Annotated in this window: 22 protein-coding genes; 12 read left to right on the top strand and 10 right to left on the bottom strand. The window is 49.2% G+C overall.

The annotated features are described in order from the left end of the window. Positions 1-91 precede the first annotated feature (91 nt). The 4 genes from OHJ21_RS28765 to OHJ21_RS28750 all read left to right on the top strand — a co-directional run bounded on the left by OHJ21_RS28765 (position 92) and on the right by OHJ21_RS28750 (position 4738). A complete protein-coding gene (locus OHJ21_RS28765; protein ID WP_486021843.1) occupies positions 92-1078 on the top strand; it encodes a glycerophosphodiester phosphodiesterase family protein in 987 nt (328 codons plus the stop codon). A gap of 224 nt (positions 1079-1302) precedes the next feature. Further along, complete coding sequence (locus OHJ21_RS28760; protein WP_326111202.1) at positions 1303-2043, top strand: hypothetical protein; 741 nt, start codon at positions 1303-1305, stop codon at positions 2041-2043. A 39-nt stretch (positions 2044-2082) separates the two neighbouring features. Next, positions 2083-3360, top strand: coding sequence for a polysaccharide deacetylase family protein (locus OHJ21_RS28755; protein ID WP_486021841.1), 1278 nt, complete (start codon positions 2083-2085; stop codon positions 3358-3360). Positions 3361-3625: 265 nt separating this feature from the next. Continuing rightward, positions 3626-4738 carry a glycosyl hydrolase family 8 gene (locus OHJ21_RS28750; RefSeq protein WP_486021839.1) on the top strand — a complete coding sequence of 371 codons (1113 nt, stop codon included), beginning with the start codon at positions 3626-3628 and terminating at the stop codon, positions 4736-4738. Positions 4739-4846: 108 nt separating this feature from the next. Here the strand turns inward: OHJ21_RS28750 and OHJ21_RS28745 are convergent, their stop codons facing one another. Beyond that, positions 4847-5188, bottom strand: a complete 342-nt coding sequence (locus OHJ21_RS28745) for a zinc ribbon domain-containing protein YjdM (RefSeq protein WP_100541215.1) — start codon at positions 5186-5188, stop codon at positions 4847-4849. 84 nt (positions 5189-5272) lie between these two features. Continuing rightward, on the bottom strand, positions 5273-5866 hold the full coding sequence (locus OHJ21_RS28740; RefSeq protein WP_486021837.1) for a TetR/AcrR family transcriptional regulator: 594 nt from the start codon (positions 5864-5866) through the stop codon (positions 5273-5275). 160 nt (positions 5867-6026) lie between these two features. Here OHJ21_RS28740 and OHJ21_RS28735 point away from each other — a divergent pair, with 160 nt between their 5' ends. Further along, positions 6027-6914 carry an ABC transporter ATP-binding protein gene (locus OHJ21_RS28735; protein ID WP_100541217.1) on the top strand — a complete coding sequence of 296 codons (888 nt, stop codon included), beginning with the start codon at positions 6027-6029 and terminating at the stop codon, positions 6912-6914. Further along, positions 6911-7720 carry an ABC transporter permease subunit gene (locus OHJ21_RS28730; protein ID WP_486021835.1) on the top strand — a complete coding sequence of 270 codons (810 nt, stop codon included), beginning with the start codon at positions 6911-6913 and terminating at the stop codon, positions 7718-7720. The genes OHJ21_RS28735 and OHJ21_RS28730 overlap by 4 nt, the downstream gene beginning before the upstream one ends. Before the next feature lie 63 nt (positions 7721-7783). Here OHJ21_RS28730 and OHJ21_RS28725 read toward each other — a convergent pair whose 3' ends face one another. Together OHJ21_RS28725 and OHJ21_RS28720 are read right to left on the bottom strand one after the other, a co-directional pair. Continuing rightward, complete coding sequence (locus OHJ21_RS28725; RefSeq protein ID WP_100541219.1) at positions 7784-8827, bottom strand: SDR family oxidoreductase; 1044 nt, start codon at positions 8825-8827, stop codon at positions 7784-7786. Between the two features lie 269 nt (positions 8828-9096). Further along, a complete protein-coding gene (locus OHJ21_RS28720) occupies positions 9097-9597 on the bottom strand; it encodes a cupin domain-containing protein (RefSeq protein WP_100541220.1) in 501 nt (166 codons plus the stop codon). A 263-nt stretch (positions 9598-9860) separates the two neighbouring features. Between OHJ21_RS28720 and OHJ21_RS28715 the strand changes: the two genes are divergently transcribed. After that, on the top strand, positions 9861-12269 hold the full coding sequence (locus OHJ21_RS28715; RefSeq protein WP_486021832.1) for an S-layer homology domain-containing protein: 2409 nt from the start codon (positions 9861-9863) through the stop codon (positions 12267-12269). After that, the gene (locus tag OHJ21_RS28710) at positions 12270-12407 is read left to right on the top strand and encodes a hypothetical protein (protein ID WP_486021831.1); all 138 of its coding nucleotides are present in this window, start codon (positions 12270-12272) and stop codon (positions 12405-12407) included. Positions 12408-12435: 28 nt separating this feature from the next. Here the strand turns inward: OHJ21_RS28710 and OHJ21_RS28705 are convergent, their stop codons facing one another. From OHJ21_RS28705 to OHJ21_RS28690, 4 genes are all read right to left on the bottom strand, one after another. Beyond that, the gene (locus OHJ21_RS28705; protein ID WP_486021829.1) at positions 12436-12978 is read right to left on the bottom strand and encodes a DinB family protein; all 543 of its coding nucleotides are present in this window, start codon (positions 12976-12978) and stop codon (positions 12436-12438) included. A gap of 62 nt (positions 12979-13040) precedes the next feature. Then, positions 13041-13988, bottom strand: coding sequence for a helix-turn-helix transcriptional regulator (locus OHJ21_RS28700; protein ID WP_326118567.1), 948 nt, complete (start codon positions 13986-13988; stop codon positions 13041-13043). Between the two features lie 88 nt (positions 13989-14076). Further along, positions 14077-14826 carry a class I SAM-dependent methyltransferase gene (locus tag OHJ21_RS28695; protein WP_486021827.1) on the bottom strand — a complete coding sequence of 250 codons (750 nt, stop codon included), beginning with the start codon at positions 14824-14826 and terminating at the stop codon, positions 14077-14079. A 205-nt stretch (positions 14827-15031) separates the two neighbouring features. Next, complete coding sequence (locus tag OHJ21_RS28690) at positions 15032-15568, bottom strand: hypothetical protein (RefSeq protein ID WP_009591201.1); 537 nt, start codon at positions 15566-15568, stop codon at positions 15032-15034. Positions 15569-15674: 106 nt separating this feature from the next. Between OHJ21_RS28690 and OHJ21_RS28685 the strand changes: the two genes are divergently transcribed. From OHJ21_RS28685 to OHJ21_RS28670, 4 genes are all read left to right on the top strand, one after another. Next, the gene (locus tag OHJ21_RS28685) at positions 15675-16589 is read left to right on the top strand and encodes a phosphatidate cytidylyltransferase (RefSeq protein WP_100541225.1); all 915 of its coding nucleotides are present in this window, start codon (positions 15675-15677) and stop codon (positions 16587-16589) included. 491 nt (positions 16590-17080) lie between these two features. Beyond that, positions 17081-18433 (top strand): glycosyltransferase family 2 protein, encoded by a 1353-nt coding sequence (locus OHJ21_RS28680; RefSeq protein ID WP_100541226.1) that lies wholly within the window; start codon positions 17081-17083, stop codon positions 18431-18433. A gap of 30 nt (positions 18434-18463) precedes the next feature. Further along, positions 18464-19555 carry an acyltransferase gene (locus OHJ21_RS28675; protein WP_100541227.1) on the top strand — a complete coding sequence of 364 codons (1092 nt, stop codon included), beginning with the start codon at positions 18464-18466 and terminating at the stop codon, positions 19553-19555. 6 nt (positions 19556-19561) lie between these two features. Continuing rightward, on the top strand, positions 19562-20725 hold the full coding sequence (locus OHJ21_RS28670; RefSeq protein WP_100541228.1) for a glycoside hydrolase family 18 protein: 1164 nt from the start codon (positions 19562-19564) through the stop codon (positions 20723-20725). 192 nt (positions 20726-20917) lie between these two features. On the opposite strand, the gene OHJ21_RS28665 is transcribed toward OHJ21_RS28670, so the two are convergent. Further along, a complete protein-coding gene (locus OHJ21_RS28665) occupies positions 20918-21445 on the bottom strand; it encodes a DinB family protein (protein WP_100541229.1) in 528 nt (175 codons plus the stop codon). A gap of 134 nt (positions 21446-21579) precedes the next feature. Then, a complete protein-coding gene (locus OHJ21_RS28660) occupies positions 21580-22767 on the bottom strand; it encodes a VanZ family protein (protein WP_243390997.1) in 1188 nt (395 codons plus the stop codon). Positions 22768-22827 lie beyond the last annotated feature (60 nt).

Genomic DNA, 22827 nt, shown 5'->3' with positions numbered 1-22827 from the left:
AGGATTTAAATAGAGAACTTAAATAGAGATATAGATAGAGATAAATATAATCTACTACTGCATATTGTATACGATTTTGGGGGATTGGATCATGCGAAAACTAAAAAGATGGAAGAAGATCATACTGTTTGTTCTTGTGCTGTTTGTATTTCTGTTTGTAAATAATACATCCCTGTTCACCAAAGACCGGGACGCCCAGCCGCTGCTGCTGGCGCACCGCGGGCTTGGCCAGACCTTCTCGATGGAAGGCATTCAAGCTGACACTTGCACCGCCTCCCGCATCTATGTGCCGGAGCATGCTTACCTGGAGAATACCATTCCGTCCATGAAAGCCGCATTCGAAGCAGGCGCCGATATCGTGGAACTGGACATCAAACCAACCAAGGACGGCCAGTTCGCCGTCTTCCATGATTGGACCCTGGAATGCCGCACCAACGTGGAGGGCTCGGTCAAGGATTATACCATGGAGCAGCTAAAAAACATAGACATCGGGTATGGCTACACGGCCGATCAGGGAGCAACTTATCCTTTTCGGGGAAAGGGATTCGGGCTGATTCCGTCGTTAGACGAGGTATTAGAGTCATTCCCTGACGGCTCATTCCTGATCCATATCAAAAGCACCGACCCCGAAGAGGGAAAACTCCTGGCAGAGTATCTCTCCGGACTGCCGGTGAAGCGTCTCAGCCAGCTGACCGTTTACGGAGACGATGAGCCGATTCGTGCTTTAAAATCACAGCTTCCCTCCCTGCGCGTCATGTCGATGGGTACGCTGAAGAGCTGTCTCGTATCCTACGCCGGAGCCGGCTGGAGCGGTTACCTTCCATCGGTTTGCCGAAACACCCAGCTGCATATACCGGAAAAATATGCCCGTTACTTGTGGGGATGGCCGGATAAATTTCTGAACCGGATGGACAGCATCAATACACGCGTCATCCTCGTCGCCGGGGACGGCGGCTGGTCGGAAGGCTTTGACTCCGCAGCGGATTTGGAGCGACTGCCGGAAGACTACAGCGGCGGGATTTGGACGAATCGGGTCGACGTTATCGCCCCCGAGCTGACCATCAAGAAGAATGAATAATCGAAGGGTCCCCTATGTCATTCAACTCATCCATACGGGCGTGTTGATAACCCGCGTAAACCGGAATATCCGCCCGCTAAAAAGCTCCTGCCCCGCTGCGGGGCTTTTTTTATTTTCACGGGGTGAAAGGCAAAGTTTTTGGGACGTTTTTACCGATTACTATTAATAGGGGTCTTTTAGCCTAATTACATACTAGAATCATTGAATATATAGGAGTTGATATTTTGGCCAGGGAAACAGAGAAAAAAGGAATGGCGTGGTTTAAGAGTGCCCGCTCGAATCAGAACCAGCCCGAGAAGAACAGTACCGAACAAGAGGATATTGCCGTAGCGGCAGAAGAAGATGCGGCTTATTCCGCGGAGCCTGAACTGCCCGCTGCAGAAGGAAACAAACAGCTATTCTCCAAGGATAACCAGGACAAGATCGGCCTCGATGTCATTGTTTCGATCGAGAACATGCTGAAGGAACGGCAACTGCTGACCTATAAGAATAGAGGCCTGGAGGATCAGCTCTTTACCGCGAACGAAACGATCAACCGGTATAAGCATGAGCAGATCAAGAGAGATCAGCTGGTTCAGGAGAAGAACAAGGAAATCCGCGAACTCGAGAACGTGCTGACTAACAAACAGATGACCTACGACCAGCTGCTGGAGGATTACAAGGAATACCAGCTAACGTCGAACCTGGCGTATGAGAAGCTCTCCAACCAGTTGGAAACCGAGACCGCCAAGTACAACAAGCTCTATGAGGAGTCTAACAATACGCAATATCAGAGCATGCTCAAGATCAACTCCCTTGAAGAGAAGGTCCGGGAGCTGGAGATTGCCAACCAGAAGTACGCGGAGCAATACCAGAACATTCTGGATGATAAAGCCAAGCTGATGCAGACCATCAATGATTTTACCGAGAAGATGTCCTTCTCCTTCTCACCGAAAACCACGGCTTCCAATACACCATCGGAATAATCATACCCGCATGAACAGCTAGAGAAAGGGGGGGCCATCATGTCAGAATCCTATGGCAAAATCATAGAGCTGCTGGCGATCGAGAGGGATACCGAAGCATTCGGTCTACGAATCAACCTATCCCTTATAGAATCGGCGGAGCTAATATGGTTAACCGATAACGAAACCATAGCGAATATAACAGCCGTGTCGGAGTTCGACGGGGTTCATAAATACCGATTATCCTTGCATACCGCATGGGATGCAAACAAACAGCAGTACATAGGTTCCATTACGCGTACATATCGTGATCATAGTGAGCGGTTTTCATTTGCCTGCTCCGTTCATTTCAGGAACGAATTAGAGTCCATCAAGAAGATCCGACATGTAGATGACTTGCACACGCTGCCCTTCCTGTCCACGCATCGATCCGAGGCGGATCAGCCCGAGGAGATGCAGGCCGAAGAGCACATAAAGACCTCTCGTTTCGCAAGGAAACGGCGCCATCTTCCGCTTAAGCTGGTAAGCGCCGTCATGATGAGCTTGATTTTTGTTGTATTATTAAGTTCATTTAACTACTCATATCCCGGTGACATACGTCCTCACCCTGCAGTAACGGCCACTGCGGAAGCAGAGACCGTCATCCAATTGCTTGCCGAGAACCGGAGCGCCCTCATCGCGAAACCCGTGGCAGCCTTGAGGGCGGAAGAAGCGGAGAGCAAACCGAAGGATATCAACCCCTCTGCCTCCCTTCCGCAGCTGGAGCTGGAGGATTTCATCTCGTTCGGCCTGCCCAAAGGCTACGTAGCCCTTACTTTCGATGATGGGCCATCCAAGCACTCCATCGATATTATGAACGTCTTAAAAAAATACAAGGTTGGCGGAACGTTCTTCTTCGTTGGCACCAACGTGAAAAAGCATCCCGACTATGTCAGGGCCATCCATGCGAACGGATACTCCGTCGGCAGTCATTCCATGACCCATAGCCAGATGCCAAGCCTTGCCTATGAACAGCAGCAGGCAGAGTTGACCCGTGTGGCCAACCTCATCGAGCATATTACCGACGAGAAGCTGGTCCTCTTTCGCCCGCCCTACGGGGCCTTTGACGATCGGACCGAGGCGTTAAGCCGGCAGCAAGGCAGTAAAATGGTGCTCTGGAACCGGGACCCCGAGGATTGGCTGACCCGCGACGAGGATAAAATCCTCGATTATGTCCAGCATATCGAGGCTTCCGGCTCCATCATACTCCTGCATGAATCGCAGGCTGTTGTGGACGCCTTGCCGAAGATTATTAAGCACCTGCAGGATCAGGGGCTCACTATCGTCAGTTTGCAATAATCAACCTATGCCTTAAGAAAAAACGTCTATCGGCGAACTTTCTCAGCAGACAGACCGCATTTAGTGGAAGTTTTTCTTGCGAGATAAGAATGGTTAGCCTCTGAAGCTTAATAAAAGGCCGTACCCGTTGTTCTGTAAACATCGGGTACGGCCTTTTATTATGGATAAACAAACGATGGTCCGAGAAGCTATAATTATTCGTCCCCCGGCCTTCTTAAAGGCTTTAGGAACAAAAGCGTAGAATAAGTATGTTCGAGGTGAACCTATGACAACCTGGATTTCTGACCGCAAGAAAGCCATTCTTGCTATCATCGCCGTTCTAGCTTTTACCGGCATCGTCTTCATAGCCTACTCTATCATCCACAGCAAGGAGAATCCCGACGTGACAGCAGCGTTCATTGAAGAGCATATGACCAACGATAATGGTACCATTGCCACCTATCTCAAGCCCGCTTCCTCCGAGCACCCGGACATCGTTGCCGGAAGGGAAGCTTTATCCGAGTCACTTGGGCTTTGGATGCAGTACGCCGTCATATCCGGTGATCGATCACGGTTCGACGATAGCGTCCAGCTTCTCATCACCTATTTTCTCCATCAGGAGCCGGAACCCTATATCCGGTGGAAGCTTACGCCGGACGGTGAATCCGAGGTAACGACCAATGCGCTGGGTGATGATCTTCGAATTCTCGACGCCCTGCTGAAGGCGTTCAAGCGCTGGAGCGATGAAGAATACCTTCAATTGGCACAGGAGATCGGCTCCACATTGCAGGCCTCCGCTCAAACTCAAGGATATTTAGTCGATTATCATGATTTTAAGCGAAATGAATCGGCAGCCGTGTTGAGCCTGGTCTACGCGGACATATCGGCACTGCGCGAAATGCAGAATAACGGAATCCTGTCCCGCCAAGAGTATGAGCAGTATCAGGATCTGCTCTCCCACATGCCTTCCGACGGTGTATTCTATCCCAAAACCTATCAGATCGGCTCCGGTCAATATGAGTATGACGCATCGGTCAATCTGATTGACCAGCTGATCGTTGGCATCCATCTGGCGGAGATGGATCAGCCGCCCAAGGAGCTCATGCAATTCCTGAAGGGAGAATTCCAGCAGAATCAGCAGCTGGTAGGCCGCTACAACCGGAAGACACGAAAGCCCGACGCGGCATATGAATCACCTGGCGTTTACGGCCTGGCTATTATCCTGGCGATGAAATCGAATGACCTCCCTTGGGCCCGGCAATTGCATGATCGAATGATCCAATTCCGAGGCCAAGATCCCTCATATCCAGGAGGGTATGTGTTTGATGGGAATACGCATGCTTTTGATAATCTGTTTCCTCTGCTCGCGGAGACGCTGTTAGAACCAACCGTGAAATAATCGCTCGTCGCTGGAACCTCTAGCGTCTTAACAGACTCTCGATGAGCATATACACACCCGTAAAGATTACAATGATATAGGTGAATATTTGGAATGCGTTCTGGTTATTTATATCTTTTTAACAAATTCCGATTTCAATTTCATAGCCCCGAATCCATCGATTTTGCAATCGATATCGTGATCGCCATCGACCAAACGTATATTTTTCACTTTCGTGCCTATTTTCAATACAGAGGAGCTGCCTTTTACTTTAAGATCTTTGATGACCGTTACGGAATCGCCGTCAGCCAAGACATTTCCGTTCGCGTCTTTGATGACCTTCGTATCTTCATCATGCTCCGCTTCGGACCCCAAGGCCCATTCATGAGCGCATTCCGGGCAAACCAGGAGGTTCCCATCCTCATATGTATATTCAGAATTACATTTCGGGCAATTCGGCAAAGTAGACATCGTTTCGTGTTCTCCATTCGTTTTATACTAACTATACCCTATATTAGAAACCTATGCTGGCCAAGTACTTGTCTTACACGAGGACTATTTCTTCCCGCAGACACCGTAGAAGAACATATGAACGATTCCCTCCAGGAAGCCGTCCATATCATCACTTTGCTGGGCCATAGCCAGAATCGATTCATATTGATTCATGAACAGCTGAATAAAAGCCAGGACTTGGTCCGTCGACACCTCCGGTGAAATCTCACCGCTGTCCTTGCCCTCCTCAATAATCTGGATGGTGAGCGGAATGGCTTTGTTCCTGTACTGCTCCTCCATATAACGGGCCAATTCTTCGTCATCGATTAACAACTCTTTGATCAATCCGGGCGGGAAATCACTGTAGGACTCCTTCTCCAGAAAAATAATGTGCTCGATCTTCTCCTTCAAGGAATGGCCTTCGCTCATATATTCCTCAAAATCCCGGATCGCCTTATCAAAATAGTTGCGAAATACCTCGCGTAGCAGCTCCTCCTTGCTGCCGAAGTAATTATAGATCGTCACCTGCGATACCTTGGCTGCCTTGGATATATCGGCAATCCGAATCCGCTTCAGCTCCGAGGCTCGGACCAGTTCCAAGGTGGTTCTCATAATCTTCTCTTTGATCAGATTCGCTCTTTTCTCAAAACCGTTCATTTCCCTTCATCCTAACTCCTAAGATTAATTATGTAATTAATGAAATTTATACGTAAATTAATTTCATAAAATCATTGACGATACCGCAAGCCAGGTATATTATAACATATGAAATATCCGATCTATAATATTTCATTTTTTATTTTCCGGAGGTGGCGGCATGTTAACCGTTCAACATTTGACGAAGACATTTTCCAACGGAAGGGGCATCTTCGATGTATCATTTTCGGTCGAGCCGGGCGAGGTTTTTGGTTTTTTAGGGCCGAATGGCGCCGGAAAATCAACGACGATTCGGCACATCATGGGTTTTATGAAGCCGGATCAGGGATACGTCAAGGTGAATGGACTAGATACCTGGAGGGAACAAGGGAAGTTTCAATCGGATGTAGGATATCTGCCAGGAGAAATTTCCTTTATCGAAGGGATGACCGGAAAGACCTTTCTGGATTTCATGGCCGATATGCAGGGGATCCGGGACTTGTCCAAGCGGAATCAATTGATCGATCGTCTACAATTCGATGTTCAGACCCCGATTCGTAAAATGTCCAAAGGAATGAAACAAAAGGTCGGGATCGTCGCTGCCTTCATGCATAATCCCAAGGTCATTATCCTGGATGAGCCCACTTCGGGACTCGATCCGCTGATGCAGAAGGTGTTTATTGAGATCGTTCTTGAGGAGAAAGCCCGCGGTACAACATTCTTGATGTCATCCCACAGCTTTCAGGAAATCGAGAGAACCTGTGACCGAGCCGCCATTATCAAGGACGGGGGCATCATAGCCGTTAAGGACATCCATGAGCTGCAATCCATGCAGCGGAAGCTGTTCGAAGTCAACTTCGTGCATCCAAGCGATGCCGAGGCCTTCCGGAGCTCGGGGCTGCTTATCGAATCTTATGAAGGCAATCGGGTGAGGGTAGCCGTCCAGGGCAACTACGATCAGTTTATCCAAGAGACGGGCAAATACCCTGTGCGCAGTATCGACGTCTTCACCCAGAACCTCGAGGATATTTTCATGAACTATTATGATCGGAAGGGGATATCGGAATGAATGTCACCTTATATAAACAGATGATGAAAGTCAATATAAAAAGCTTGATGAACTACGCTTTCGGGTCCGCTTTCTATATCCTCCTGATGTTCTGGTTATATCCCAGCATTGCCAAGAACACAGGAGCCATCGATGATCTGGTCGCGTCGATGCCGGAAGGCGTCGGAAAAGCCTTCGGCCTCAATGGCTTCGGTACAGCGGAAGCTTTTATCTCCGGGGAATATTACGGATTAATTCTGGTTCTTATCCTGGCTATCGTCTGCGTGCAGCTGACGACCCAGCTTATGGCCAAATTGGTCGATCAGGGCTCGATGGCCTATTTGCTGTCCGCCCCGACGACAAGAGGGAAAGTGGCGCTCACGCAGGCCATGGTTATGACGAGTGGGCTCTTCCTTATCTTGGCTGTCACGACGTTGGCCGGATTCGCCGGAAGCGCTTGGCTGCTGGGGGATTCCTACGAATTTAATACCGCCCGATTCATCCAGATGAACGCAGCGGCGTTCCTGCTCTTTTTTGCCATCTCCAGCATCTGTTTTCTCGTGTCCTCGCTCTGTAATGACGAGAAGAAGGCACGAAGCATTTCCGGGTTGATTACGTTTGGGTTCTTCAGTCTGGATGTGATCAGTAAATTCAGCGAGAAGATCGAATGGATGCGCAACCTTACCCTCTTCTCTCTCTATCAGCCTGGTGATATCGTAAACGGGACGGGGGATTTCACGGTAACCTCCCTCGTGTTAGCCGCCATCGGCCTCATCGCATTCGGTTTGGCCGTCGTGTTATTTCGAAAACGTGATCTGCCGCTGTAATCCAGCATATGTATTTGTACTGAAAGACAAGAAGGGCACCCTAATTGGATGCCCTCTCTATATTTATTCTGCTAGTATTCTATTATTCGCTTCCCCCGTGATAATGGACTTTGCCTGCTCCAATGCCGAAACGACCTTATCGCACCATAGATCAAACTCTTCGTCTTCCCTCTGATGCTCCGGATGCGCTAATATATAGTCCACCGTCTGCTTGATTCCTTGATCGGCGCGAGTGGTTGCTACGAAATCGGGCACCAGCCGCTTCAGCTTGCTGTTATCGAACACAACGGTATTCGCTTTGTCTCCCAATAACGAGCCGCGGAAGTCCTGCGTGCTCGTGGCATCCAGGAACTCGGAAGACACATGGACCGCGTTCAACTGCACGCCAAGGGCATCGGCAATCATTTGGTATATTTGATTCCAGGTGAGCGACTCATCCGATGTGATCTGCACCGACTCCCCAATGGCATGGATATTGCCCAGTAAACCAATGAAGCCTTTTGCAAAATCCGTGTTGTGCGTCAACGTCCACAGCGACGTTCCATCCCCATGAATGAGGACGGGTTTATTCTCCAGCATCCGCTTCACGACCTGCCAGCTTCCTTGGCTGCCGTGCACGCCGAGTGGAATGGACCGCTCATCATACGTATGGCTAGGCCTTACGATCGTTACCGGGAAGCCATGTTCCCGATACTGCTTCATCAGATAGTCTTCGCAAGCGATTTTATTCCTGGAATAGGCCCAGTATGGATTGGATAAAGGCGTGCCTTCCGTAATGCGATAATCGGATAGTGGCGTCTGATAGGCGGAAGCGGAGCTGATAAAGATGAATTGCTTGGTTTTGCCCGCAAACAGACGGTAATCTCTTTCCAGATCGGCCGGTTCAAAGGCAATGAAATCAGCCACCACATCAAATTCAAGATCCTGAATCAGCTGTGCTACACGACCCTCGTCATGGATATCGGCTTGCAAAATATGTGCACCTTCCGGCAGAACGTCATTTCGATTTCCCCGATTCAACAGGTAAAGCTCGCACCCCTGTTCCAGCAGTTGCCTCGTAATCGCCGAGCTGATCGTTCCCGTTCCTCCAATAAACAGCGCTTTCATAACCTGCACCTCCGGTAGCAATAATGAGAAGACTGCAACTTGACCTTCTATCCCTTACGATAGCATGGGCACGGGTGCATTACAATTTCCAAAAGGTTTGGACCGTACAGGATTTTTGCGCAGAGGGTGGAGTAGGAAGCATTGCAGAGGTCGTGCGTGAACCAGCATGAAGGCGAATGTATAAGCTGTTGTGACGTGCAGAAAGACTCCCGTCTGTTCGCGGCAGGAGGAAGTCTTTTCGTTTTCATAATATCGCATTCATTCTTATGTTATTTCACCCACTTATGCAGCAGTGGACCTTCCTCTCCAAAGACAGGATCCGTATCCGGCACAGGCACGCTTCGGATTTCGTTGATCGCCTGGGCCCGGTCCGTCGGGTTCCGCTCCCTCATATTCGGCGTATTCCCTTCGGGATAGGCACCGATCACTTCGAAGTCGGGCGTACTGGTAAGCTTCATATGTGCAGTGCCCGCCGGCAGGACGATCACGTCACCTGTAGCAAGCTCCAGCCGCTCCCCTGCATCGCCGCCCACAAGGACCGTCGCGCTTCCGGATCGCACGCCCAGGACTTCGTGCGTATTGCTGTGATAATGATGGTAATCGTATACGCCGCCTGACCAGCTGCCGCTCCAGTGATGCCGGTTAAAGGCTGCCTCCAGCCCGCTCGGGTCATCCGCGAATACCCCATTGTACACAATGACGGGCAGATCGGGATTGTTGGGAACCTCTCCATCATCATTCACGAAAAATGATCTGACATGTACCTCCACGACTATCCGCTCCTTTCGACTCATTGTTCACTCGTGTACCAGTACCCGGGCCGAGCGGGTCTCAAACCATATTCTTGCAAGAAAATTCCCGTATACGCCCCCATAAATGGGAAGGAATCGTCCCCGATTCTCTGTATTAGATTCACTAGTGCTTTAGTCTGGAAAAAGTGATTGCCAACCCAGAACCTGGAACTATATTATAGAATCACGAATCCAGCGAAACAGCTGGATTACAGTATTCATCAAAACAAGGGGGAACATGCTTGAAACACAAATTAATCGTAAAAATGATGACCACAGCGGCATTGCTGAGTGCTTGCGCCTTCCCAGCGTACGGAGCTCCGACATCGCTTAAGGACATCTCCAATTCCTATGCAAAGGATGCCATTCTGGAGCTGGTCGACAAAGGAATCATCAACGGGAAAGGCAATGGCACGTTTGATCCTACCGGTAAGATTCACAGACAGGACTTTGCCATTATCCTGGCCAAGGCGTTGTCCCTGGATGTATCATCGGTTCCTCCGTCACCAACATTCAGCGACATTCCGGCCACTCATTATTCTTACACATTCGTGGAGGCTGCAGCCAAAGCCGGCTTAATCAAAGGCCAGGGAAATGGGGAATTTGGCTTTGGTGAGAACCTGTCACGCCAGGATATGGCCGTCCTGTTCATCCGGGCTCTCGGCGTAGATGCAAGCGGAAAGGCTGCCGAGCTGGGTAATTTGAATTTCAACGATGCAGCCTCGATCTCAAACTACGCCAAGGATGCCGTTGCTGCGGCTATCGAGCTGCAGTTAATCAATGGCCGCACGGACGGCTCGTTTAATCCTGCAGGCAGTGCGGACAGGCAATCCGTGGCCTTAGTGACAAGCCGTTTCCTAAAAGCCAAGGAAGAGCTCCCTCAAACTCCCGATCCGGCCCCGAAGCCAGGCAATCCAACACCTCCTCCATCCACTGAAAAGCCTGTGCCACCACCATCTACCAACAACAATTCCGGCGGCGGCGTTCCTACCGCTCCAAGCAATCCGGGCACGCCCAGCCAATCCGATACGACACCGCCTACGGTGACCATGGTTTCAACCTCTCCGGTCATGACTGATCTGCACGTCGTCGTTAAAAGCTCCGAATCAGGCACCGTGTATCTCGTTCCCGCTTCACAGACGGCCAATACCAAAGCCCAACTGGAATCCTTGGTTGCCCAGAAGCTCGCTAACAAGGCAACCGTCATATCCGCCAATGCGGAAACCGCCATAGCTACCACCCATTTGGCCGTGGGCGACTATAAAGTCTACGCAGTGGATTCTGCAGGCAACGTATCTGCGGCTACCTCTACAATCGTGCTGCAGGCACGGGTTATGGAACAGCCTACCCTTTATTTTTCCGATCAACGCACCCTTGTATTTGCCTATAACGAAAACCTGAATCCTCTGTTCGTTCCTGCGGTTGAAGACTTTTCCGTCTATACCGAGGATGGAATTCTAAAATTCCCGAAAGCCATAGAACGTGTACGCATCATAGAGAATAAGGTGGAAGTCACGCTTGCGGAGACGTTGCCGCTGGGGAGATCCGTTAAGGCAGCTTTTAACCCTCTTGATTCTGGTGCATCAGTCCGCAGCCTCACGGGGAAAATTTCCCCCGTCGTAGGTCCCGCATCCGTTACCTATTTGCCGGACAACGTAAAGGAAATGCTGGACGATCTGATTGAGGAAGCCACGACACTCATGGAAAGCGCCGAGATCGGAAACACGTTGGGCAAATATCCGCAACATGCGGTCGAAAGCCTTAACGGGGCGATTCAATTCGCTTCTTCCGCAGCTGAAAATCCGGATGCAACGCCCCAGAGTCTCGCTGAAGGTTATAACGGTCTTTCTTCCTTTATGGGAGTTTTCCGGAGCCTTCAGGTTAAGCCGTTAACGGTATCGCTTGCCCAAGACGCATCCTTTGTTCTCAACCCCAAAATACAAGGCACCCATACCGTTATTTCCGGTTATACAAGCGTGGATGATACCTATAATAAACGGAGCATCCAGAAACTGATCCAGGTCAAACGTGACGGAAGCAACGCACAGATCGATTATCAATACAACCAAGGCAAATTAGAAATGAACATACTTCAAGACAATGAAGTTGTCGGCCATATCGAGATCGAGTCTTCGGATCCGTCCCTTGTACAGGTATCGGGCGAGTCTCCAAACGGTATAACGGTTAAACCGATCTTTGGCGCTCAGGAGAACTCCACGGCATCGCTTCGCTTTAAAATCATCGAGAGCGGCAAGGAAACCGGCAGCGTCGAATTGCCTGTTACATTCGACTTTACGCCACCAACGGTGACCCAAGCCACCTATGACAGCAGCCAGGGAACATTTACCCTCATGTCAAATGAACTTGTCTACTCATACAGTGACACGATTCCTTTGTCGATTCTTGTTGACTACTCAGGAAATAATGATTTTAGCAGCAACTCAATCGATATTTTCCCATTAATCCTTGGGGAGGATTTCATGTACAACATCATCAACGACAGAAGTGGAATCAGCATATCCCTTACCCCGAAAGGAGTAGCGAAACTGTCCACTCAGCTCCCAGGAGGAACGTTCCGACTTACCATCAATGGGATGAGTGATTTGGCAATGAATTGGCAGATGCGGATCGTATACGTTCCTGCTCGATAATTGCCTGCACCGGGTATCCATGTATGGAACGGGTCCTTTGTTATCCTGAGAGAACTGCCGCGGATCCAGCGTCTGGAGCCGCCCGGCGGATACCTGGCTATTCCACCTAAAAAGTCTTCTCCCAGCGTCACGTCCTGATATTCCACAGCCATAGCCTGATATGTCATCATACACGCTGCTGCTCTAAAGTCTGTTTTAACCGATTCAGCTGCCGAAAATGATGACGGTAGTGCATCTCGATGAGCAAAAACCACTCTTGGGCATGCAATCCTCCGAACCTCGGATGGGGGACGGTATGCAGCAGGGATGCTTCACCTAGCTTCGGCTCGGTTTGTCTCATTCGTTGGATGACGGTATCCAAACCTTGCATCAACTGCTCTTTGGTTGCAGGCTGCTCCGGCGTATATTGAGGAGACGGCGGAACCTGAATGCGGATCGGTGGGAAACTGCCCTGTTCGAATATCGCCATACCTTGTTCCGTTTTACCCGTTGGAGAGGCGGGTGCATCCCCGGTCGGGTTTAAACATAACTCAATATTTCGCAGATGCATGGATAGCGCAGATTGAATCAAGTGCTGATACATTTGCCCGATGGACCACTCGTCCGCTACCTGTCTGTACTTTAGCTCCTCCATGCTGAAGCCATCCAGCTCCTGCAGATAAACCTGCACCGTCTCTTCAAACCGCTGCAAAACTTCCGTTGTATTCATATCAACCACTCCCTTAATCGTCTTTGTACCCAATATATAAAAACGCTACTGACAACGTCATGTCAGTAGCGTTTTAACATCTTTTCCGCTTCGTTGCGGATCCGGTCACGGAAGGATTCCGGCTCAAGGACAACGACATTCGATCCCCAGCCGAGCACCCACTGCATGATCTCCTCCGGCCGGCGAATGCGAAAGCTCACAAGCAGCCCGTCCTCGCATTCTTCCACTGTCTCCATGTAATAATTGCCTGCTTCCTTAACTCGATCCGCAATCTCGGGATTTACCAGAATCCGAACCCACAGGTTACGGTCATCTGGAGGTCGATAGTCCTCCAAGTTAAAATGCGGCGGCATCTCAAAACGCTCCTCAAGGACCCTTAGTTCCTTCATACGGGACAGCCGAAAATGACGAATGCCTTGCCGGAGGTCACACCAGGCAACTAATGTCCATGAACCTTGAAGAAATGCCAGCCCATAAGGAGCTGCCGACCGAAAGCTCTTTCGGTCGCCTTTGGAATCGGGCATTTTCTTCACATAATGGAATTCAACCTTACGCTCTTCCAGTATGGCGCGGCGAACCATTCCAACATAATCCTTCTCTTCCCCTGAAGTTGCCTTGTTACCGGGAGTAATCAGCCGCATGGTCTTCCGAACCCGGGAGGCATCTGCACGGACAGGCTCCGGCAGAATAGACTCTATCTTTTTGCGGGAAGCCTGAGCTTTCAAACCATATCCTGCGTCAAAGCGTTGTTCGATGAAATCCGTTCCGATGAGCAGTGCCACCGCTTCCTCCGCCGTGAACATGACCGGCGGCAGAAAATACCCCGCCATTAACGAGTATCCTTGCCCGGGAGCTCCCATCACGGGTACACCTGCTTCGCTAAGGGCCTGAATATCCCGGTAGATGGTCCGGACGCTCGTCTCGAATATGGATGCCAAATCTTCAGCCCGCACAACCTTACGCTGCTGAAGCTCAAGCACGATAGCCAGCATCCGATCTGTTTTGTTCATGCTGCTGAACCTCCCGTTCCATGATGAAAGCCTGTAGTCTAGTTCGTTTCCGTTCCTGCGGAAGTTCTGCCAGAATAGAAGGTGTGGCTTAAACCTTTCCCCAGTACACCTTCGTCTCGTAATCAAAAAACACGCAGCCATCCTGCTCATTCCGTTCAAATATCGTGCGCAGTTCGTTCATCATCGGATCATAGCTCGGATGCCCCGGCAGCGGAGCGTAAGAGGATGAGTGCAAACGGCCGCATAATCCCTCATAATCAAACGTCTGCCGATTGAAGAATTTTGCCTCCTTCATGTCCCCTGCCCGGAAAAAAGCAGCCAGCGTTTCGTGCGCAATGTTCTTCTGATCCACTTCTTTATAATCGGTGCCATAGGTTAGGAGCAGCTGCTCATACGCTTCCAGGAACGGCGTTCCCTGCGTGAGCCTGGAATTCCATATCAGGGCAACCTTCCCGCCCGGTCTCAGGATCCGCCGGAACTCCGATTGGGCGGCGTCACGGTCAAACCAATGAAAAGCCTGGGCGCTCACGATATGATCCACCGATTGATCAGGCAGTCCCGTCGCTTCGGCTGAACCCGAGACCATTCGAAAGCCGGGCTCGCCTCCAAGGCCCGATTCGGCAGCTTCCCGCATCGCCTGATTGGGCTCCACGGCCGTAACGCGGCTCCCCCGTTTCAGCAGCAGCTTCGTGAATATCCCCGTCCCTGCGCCAATATCGGCGATCTCACCATGAAGTTCCACGGTGTCATACAGATAATCCATGACCTCCTGCGGATAACTCGGGCGAAACTTCGTGTACGAATCGACGCGATTCGAAAACCGTTCCTTGCTGTTCATCCTAAACCACGCTCCCATCCAAGTTATAAGCGAAATCCAGACTATGATTAACACAGTTTCATTAGATGAAACTCGATTTCATTTTCAATTCCATTTTATAATAACACTCGCTTAGTAGCCAGCATTTATTGTTGGGCAAGGCTTCCGCCAATTCATGTCATCCTGCACCAGCAACAAAAAAGCCCGATATCATCTGGTTACAGACTCAGGGCTCATACTCGCTCAGCTTCCCTTCATAGATCAGCTGCAGGCGCTCGCTTTGGCGGAAATCGTCCGGCGTCACCAAGGCGGGCAGCTTATCCCATAGTCTGACTCCGGACCGCTGCAGAATCTCCGCCACGAATTGCGAACAGAAGTAGGAATTGCTGAATTCGATCGGTTCCTTTAGCGCGATGCCCAGGACGCCCAATATATTATAAAAATATTTTTTGTCCTTTCGGATAAAAGCCTGCAGAACGCGCTTCATTTTCGCGATGTCGCGTTCCGATACCTGAAGCTCATAGATGACGCACGTCGTGTTGGGATATTTGCTGAACGTTCCCGTCTTCAAATCCTCCTTCACGAACCCGCCGTTCAGAGGGTTGTTCGGATTCTTTCTCCCGAAGCTATATAACTCCGACAGCTCCCGGTTAAAGGATATCGAAGCGTGGTTGTAAGGTGCTCTCGTGTAGCCCTGAATGACTTTCGTAAAGAGCGTTCCGGTATTGGTAAGCAGTATAAAGACCGATTGATCGTCTACCATTTACGAAATTTCCCCTTATTCATATTGAATTATTCCTTCATAATAACATATGATTCCTTTAGTAGAACAAGAATGATACCCGTGACAAGTTGGTGATGATAGGCATATGGACAGCTCGCTTTTAACCTTAATCCTGATATTCTCCGTCTTATCGGTCATCCAGCTCCTCTATTACGTGATGAGCAAGACGCAGCCGAATATCGACTATACCGAAGTCGGATTTCGCATCAAAACCTGGTGGGGCATGCTGGTCATCTTCTGCTTGGCGACGCTTCTGAATCCGGTGGTTTCCCTGCTATCCCTTATGGTGTTAACCTTCTTTACGCTTAAAGAATATTTCTCGATGATCAAAACACGAAAAGCCGATCGTCGCTTATTTCTGTGGGCGTATTTAACCATACCGGTCCAATTCTATTGGATCTACATCGAATGGTACGGGATGTTTATCGTGTTTATTCCGATCTATGTATTCCTGGTGCTGCCGCTTCCGCGATTGATCAATAAAGGCACTGTGGGATTTATGCGCAGCGTCAGCTCAACCCAATGGGGCCTGATGCTCATGGTGTTCGGTCTCAGCCACCTGGCCTATTTCCAGTTTGCCACGCCCCAGTATGGAGCAGGGCTGGTGCTGTTTCTCGTCGTCTTAACGCAGCTGAACGATGTGGTGCACACGATCGCCTCCCTTTATTTCGGCAAACGAAGAATCGTGCCGACCTCGAACCCGAATCTGACTTGGGAAGGCTTTGCCTGCGCGTTTATCGTAACCACCGCGAGCTCCTATCTCATCTATCCCTATCTGACGCCGCTCAGCCCGACATTTGGCCTTCTGTCCGGCATGCTGATCAGCCTCGGCGGCTTCTTCGGCAGCTTGACGGTTTCGGTGCTGAAGCGCGATTTGTTAATCGGGGATGACGGGCGATTCGATGCCTTGAAAAAAAGCTATTTGAGCCGGGTCGACAGCCTGACCTATACCTCACCGATCTTTTTTCATTTCATCCGTTACTTTTACGACTTTATGTAGTTACGTGCCAGACAACCTCTCTCTCAGGTGCAGCACGAGGCGCTGCAACCTTTAGAAGCCATAACCATGCGAGCTTAGGCTCAACTTGGTTATGGCTTTTTTCAATGCACGAAATCCTCCTATTAGTACGATACCCTTGAATCCTTGTTCTCCATGGGCTACCATGCCAAATCGCTTTAGCCTCCTAAAATATAGAAAGACGAACCAAAACAGAGACTGCTCTCGAAAAGCATCTATGTATTCGTTTTCTTGCTCCATAGAGCGGTTTTACATTTATGAGCCAATTACGATAGTTTATTACATAGAGTGTCATATGGATTTATATGTAATTAAAGGTTTTAAATGGATGATATTACCCCTTTAAACCTGAATTTTATCCCTTGACATTGCTTGCTATAGAAACAGCGCATACCTAATCCAAGTCCCATAGAGTAGGCGCACCATACTGGTCTTCATTACAAAGAGAGACAGAGAAGAGAGGAGTGAGGAGTTTGCAGTACTTTTTTTATGGATTAGCCGGCGTATTTCTCGTGTTTCAAACCCTGTATACGTTCATCCCGCTGTTATGCAGCAAGGTGAAGAAGCTGAATCCCGATCTCGCCGAAAAATCAATCTCTGTGCTCGTCCCCGCTTACAACGAGGAGCTGACGATCCGGAATTGCATCGATGCCATGGCCGGCTTGCATTACAGCAACTATGAAATCATGATCATCAACGACGGCTCCAAGGACGGGACGTTATCCGCGCTTGACGAACTCCTGGATTTGGAGCCGGATGCCAGGATGGCAGACCGTAAACTGACTTACAAGCCCATAAAAGGATTCTATCGCTCGAGTCGATACCGCCATATTTACGTTATTGATAAGGTCAATGGCGGGAAAGCGGACTCGCTGAATGCGGGCATCGATTATGCCGCCTCCGATATCGTGATCACCTTGGATGCGGACAGCATGCTGGAAGCCGATTCGCTCATGTACGTGAATCAATATTTTCACGATGACGACATCATTGCGCTGGGCGGTACCGTCAAAATTGTACAAGGTGCCGTACGGAACAAGAACGGTGCCATCGTTGAAAAGTTTCGCGGAAGAGGGCTCATTAAGAGCCAGATCATCAATTATACGCACGGCTTCTACGTCCGCAAGCTCACGCAATCGTATTTTAATTCCATCGTGGTGATTTCAGGCGCCTTTGGCGCCTTTTATAAAGACGTTCTCGTTCATGTTAACGGCTTCCGCAGCACGGTGGGGGAGGATATCGACATTACGCTGAAAATTCACGAGTACATCAAAGCCAATCAGTTGAAGAAAAAACTCGTCTACGCCCCCGAAGCGGTATGCTATACCGAATGTCCGGAGAATCTTCCGAATTTCTATAAGCAGCGCATTCGCTGGCAGAAGGCGTTCATTGACTGCATTCTCATCTATTGGTCCAGGCTGTCCCGGAAATTCAGCGTCAGCGTGAGCCTGTTCTTTGCGATTGACGGATTTATGCTGGGGACGCTCTCGGCGTTTACCACGATATTTTATCTGGGGCAGACCCTGATCGTTGGCGGGAACATCCTGCATGCGATCATCTTCCTGCTGATGAGCGTGCTGCTGAATGCCGCACAGATCATCATCGCCCTGTACTTATGCCGTAAATATGGCAGCACCTATACATTCTCCGATTATGTGAAGATGTTCTTGTTCAGCCAAGCGGAGCTGTTAACCTATCGAAATTTGCTGCTGTACATTAACATTGCGGGGACGTTCAAATATTTTGACAATGATGAGGGCTGGGGCTTCGTGGAGCGCAAAGGCGTAGCTGCCATCAGCCAGAACATTGCCGCAGGATCGAATTAACTTATGGTGAAGGAGGCTGCCTGAAACAGCATGGTTCCCAATAAAAGAATTATCTATGTCGATATTCTAAGAATTCTATCCATTGTTGCCGTCATTATCCTGCACTACACAGCGGAGGTGCTCACCAGCACGAATGATTTCCATTCCTCCTCCTGGTGGATCAGCAACGGGTTCAACTCCATATCCCGCTTTGCCGTTCCGGTCTTCTTCATGATTAGCGGAGCAATGATCCTGCGCACAAAGATTACATCCTACCGGGAGTTCTATACCAAACGCGTCGTACCGCTGCTCATTCCCCTTCTGACCTGGTCGCTTATTTATGGCTTGTACAATCAATACTATCTGATGCGAAGCAAGCTGAATGCCTATGAGTTCGTTGTTGACTTCGGCTATCGGCTGCTGACCGACCGGAATTATGTGCATCTGTGGTTCCTGTACGCCATTATTGCCATCTATATGACGGTGCCGCTGATGAGCAAATTCATCAAATCCTGCAGCGAAAAGGATCTGCGGTATTATCTGCTCCTCTGGTTCATCGTCAGTATCGCCTATCGCTTCATCTCGGATGCCGTATTCCGTGCAACGGATCAATACATCAACATTCCGATCATGAACATCCCGTTCTTCATGGGTTTCCTCGGCTATTTTATCCTGGGATACTATCTCTTCCATTTTGAGCTGCCGCTCAAAGCCAAAAACATCCTATACAATCTGGGCATCATCTCGTTTTTTATCACGCCGGTGGCCACCTATTTTGTCTCGCTGCGCAGCGGTGTCCTGGACGAGATGTTCTACGGGAACTATTCCGTCACCACTTTCTTCATGGCTGTCGGGTTGTTTATCTTCTTCAAGGAGAAGGAAGCGGCGATCAGCGATCACGTGAACCATAAAATCCAGAAATTGATCAGCTCGGTCTCCCGGGCCAGCTTCAGCATCTATCTGATTCACCTGCTGGTCGAGATGATGTTATCCGGCCGAACCGAGGTCGAGGCCACGTTCCTGGAAGCCTCCCTCAGTCTGATCGTGAATATCTCCATTATCTTCGCCATCAGCTACATCACCGTCAAGGTGCTGAACCTAAGCAAAACGGCAACCTACATTCTATTCGGCGGGCGGGGTTAAAGGACGATGCGAATAACGATATATACGAAAATATTCATTGTGGTGCTGCTTGCAGGTATGGGTCTCTATTTCTATCAGATCTCCGCGGCGGAAGACCGGAAAATCACGGCAGTATATGTGGAGGCCTGGCAGGATTACCGAAACATCAAACTATCGGAGAAAGGCGTGGATATCGCGTTTATCGCTTTTGCCAAGATCAAAGGAACGGATCTCTACTTCCATGAAGACAGTACAACCAACAACCAGATCAAAGAAAACGTCAAGCAGTTGAAAGCGGCGAATCCGAAGACCCAGATGGTCCTGGCCGTAGGCGGTTACGGGGCAGACGGCTTCTCCGACGCTTCGCTGGACGGCAACCGGTACCTCTTCACCGAGAGCATTATCAACCTGGTCAAGGAACTGGACCTGGACGGCGTGGATATCGACTGGGAGTATCCGGCGTTCCATGCCTGGAATACGCAGAAAGCGCGCCCGGAGGATACGAAGAATTTCACCAGTCTGATGAAGGAACTGCGGGAGAAGCTCTACAGGCTGCCTCACAAGAACAAGAAATATCTGCTGACCTTTGCTTCCGGAACGCAGGACTGGTACTTCCAGAACGTCGAGGTCAAAAAAGTGGAGAAATACGTGGATTACATCAACGTCATGACCTACGACCTGACAGGCAAGTGGTCCGACACCACAGGCTTTAACTCCAATCTGTATGGGGACAGTCAAAGGAAATCCAAACACTCCATTGATGGCATCATCTCGATGTATCTGGACCATGATATCGACAGCAAGAAGCTGCTGCTCGGCGTGCCTGCTTATTCGTACGGCTGGAAAAGCGTCAAAGAAGCCAAGGGTACCAAGGACGGCCTCTTCGCTCCCGGAACGCCTATCGACATCGACAAGGTGAACCTCAACTACAAGCAGATCGAGAAAGCCTACCTGAACAAAAATGGCTTCACGCGTTATTTCGACAACAAAGCCAAAGCCGCCTACCTCTATGATGGCCATACCTTCATCAGCTACGAGGATAAAGAAGCCTTGAAGGAGAAGGTGTCCTACATCCAGAGTAAGAATCTCGGAGGCGCGATGGTCTGGCAGTACTCCCAAGACGCGGAGGACGGCATCGTGAAGTATCTGGCGGAGCATTTGAACGAGAGGCAGCAAGCCGCCAAACGGTAACATACGGTGCCTGCCATTAAGCTCGGTCGCCCCCGTTGGAGGAGTGTAAATCCTGCAGCAACCCCTCCATACGTGAAAAAAGCCGGTGATCATCGCCATCGTATGCGGATCATCGGCTTTTTTATATGCAGCAAGACTCCCGCGGTGCTTACCCCCGGTCGTATCAAGGGGAGGGGTTGCCTTCGAACAGCATTAACGCCTGTTCAGGATCCCCAAATACTCGATCCAAGGCCCCACGTCATTCCGGTAGCGTTCGGCCAAAACCCGCACGATTTGAGACGTATGCGTTAAATCGTGCACCACCCAAGTCGACAGCAGCTCTCTCAGTTTCACCACACCGAATGCCGGGTGCAGGCCGGTCTGCTCGAGGCTAGGCTCGAATTCCATTAGTACCTTGAGCTTAGCCAGATTGTCAGCACGGATGGCCTTGAATGCCTGCAGCTTATCATCGATGGATCGCTCCGTATCCTCGTTTAAGTGAGCGTAACGGTCAAAGGGCGGGAACGGTTTGCCCTCGCCTTCCTGCAGCATGAATTCGAGCCGTGGTATCCAATTGGTCCGCTCTCCTTCAATGAGATGCTCGATCACTTCCATGGCATTCCAGGTGCCTTCCCCTTCATGGCTCTTAAGCCATCCTTCTGATAAACCGGATAACATGTGCTCCAGGGTGACAGGCGTTCGCTCCAGAATCTCAACGGCTTCCTTGATGTCAAAATTCATAAATCCTCAGCTCCCTTTCCATCCATTTCATATTCACCGTGCCACATCCAATGGAAACTCGAATCGTCTCGAATTAATAACGTAATCGATCTATTCTTAGTTCCACATGAATCCGTATCCTATATTTCCGTTTATCACACTTCACCAGTGATTCTTACAGCCTCTATGTGACTATATCGATTAAAATAAAGGGCTTTGTCCTTTTTGATCCATCTGATCACGATATGACAGAAGATAAAGAACCATAACAGACCTGTAAGAAAAACCACTCCAATTATAAAGAGGTTAGCTAGAAGATCTTCACCCATTTGATTAGAAAATATCTTCGACAATGCCGAACATAATAAAGGCATATAAACAATGCTGTAACGTCGGCTGAAGCTTCCTAACCCATTCCCCTTTTTCGGAAGTAATCTCATGCGAACGATCTTAGAGCCCACCGTATTTCCTTTCCAAATCACAGGGATAACGACCATAACCACAAAGAAAACAATGGCAAAGATGATCTCGTCAACAAGTACTCCTGGTCTCTTTAGCAGCCCGAATATAAAACTGGTTATCACTCTGGCAAAAATAATATTTAGAAGAACCTCCATGAGTTGGGCACCAAAGGTTGCTTTTCTCTGATTGTTAAAGAAATGGCTTTGTTCACTAAGGGTTTCCCTCGATGGAATTAACGCCAACAACATGGGAGCGAGTATAAAGCCAACGACAGTCCCCACCGTATTCGTCAACAAATCATCTACATCAAATATACGATAGGGGCATTCAAAATAGCCAAACAAAGCGGTTCGTTGAGTTATTTCAAAGAAAAGTGAAACACCAAATCCAATAAGCGCAGCATGAAACCATTTCGCTTTCCCCATAAACAAATACCTCAGAAAGACACCTAAAGGAAACAAGAGCAAAACATTAAAAAACATTTGATAAAAGGCCCGCGTTGTTAACAAATCGATATAACTTGAAGGGACCGTCCAATGAAATCCACTTTCACGTTGAATATCCCGTATAAATTGAAAAGGGCGATTTTGAATGAAAATCGTGCCGGGATCGATCGAAGTACAATTGCTCCGAGCACTGGGTATTGGAAAAATCACTAAGAAGAAAGCACTTAATCCATAAAAGATAAAACTTAAGATAAGTAATGTTTTCCAAAAGCTAAAGTACCCATGTTTACGATATTGATAAACAGCCCAAGGGAGCGTCAGAAAGAACGCTAATAAAAAACATATGGAGAGTGCAATGAAAACAGGCAATACATAGGCTTGCATTTCTTTCTCCCTTTCTAAAAGCAACTCTTCTCTTTTTATAAGTATTTCCAAAAGATTGAGCTGGCAATACCTTACGATCTATTTCACCAATGGGCACGAGAGCGTAAAATT

Origin of the sequence: Virgibacillus sp. LDC1 (genome assembly GCF_025792345.1) — a bacterium.
Classification (GTDB): domain Bacteria; phylum Bacillota; class Bacilli; order Paenibacillales; family Paenibacillaceae; genus Paenibacillus_AQ; species Paenibacillus_AQ lautus.
Note: the sequence above shows the minus strand (reverse complement) of the source record. Positions and strands in the feature narration are given on the sequence as shown.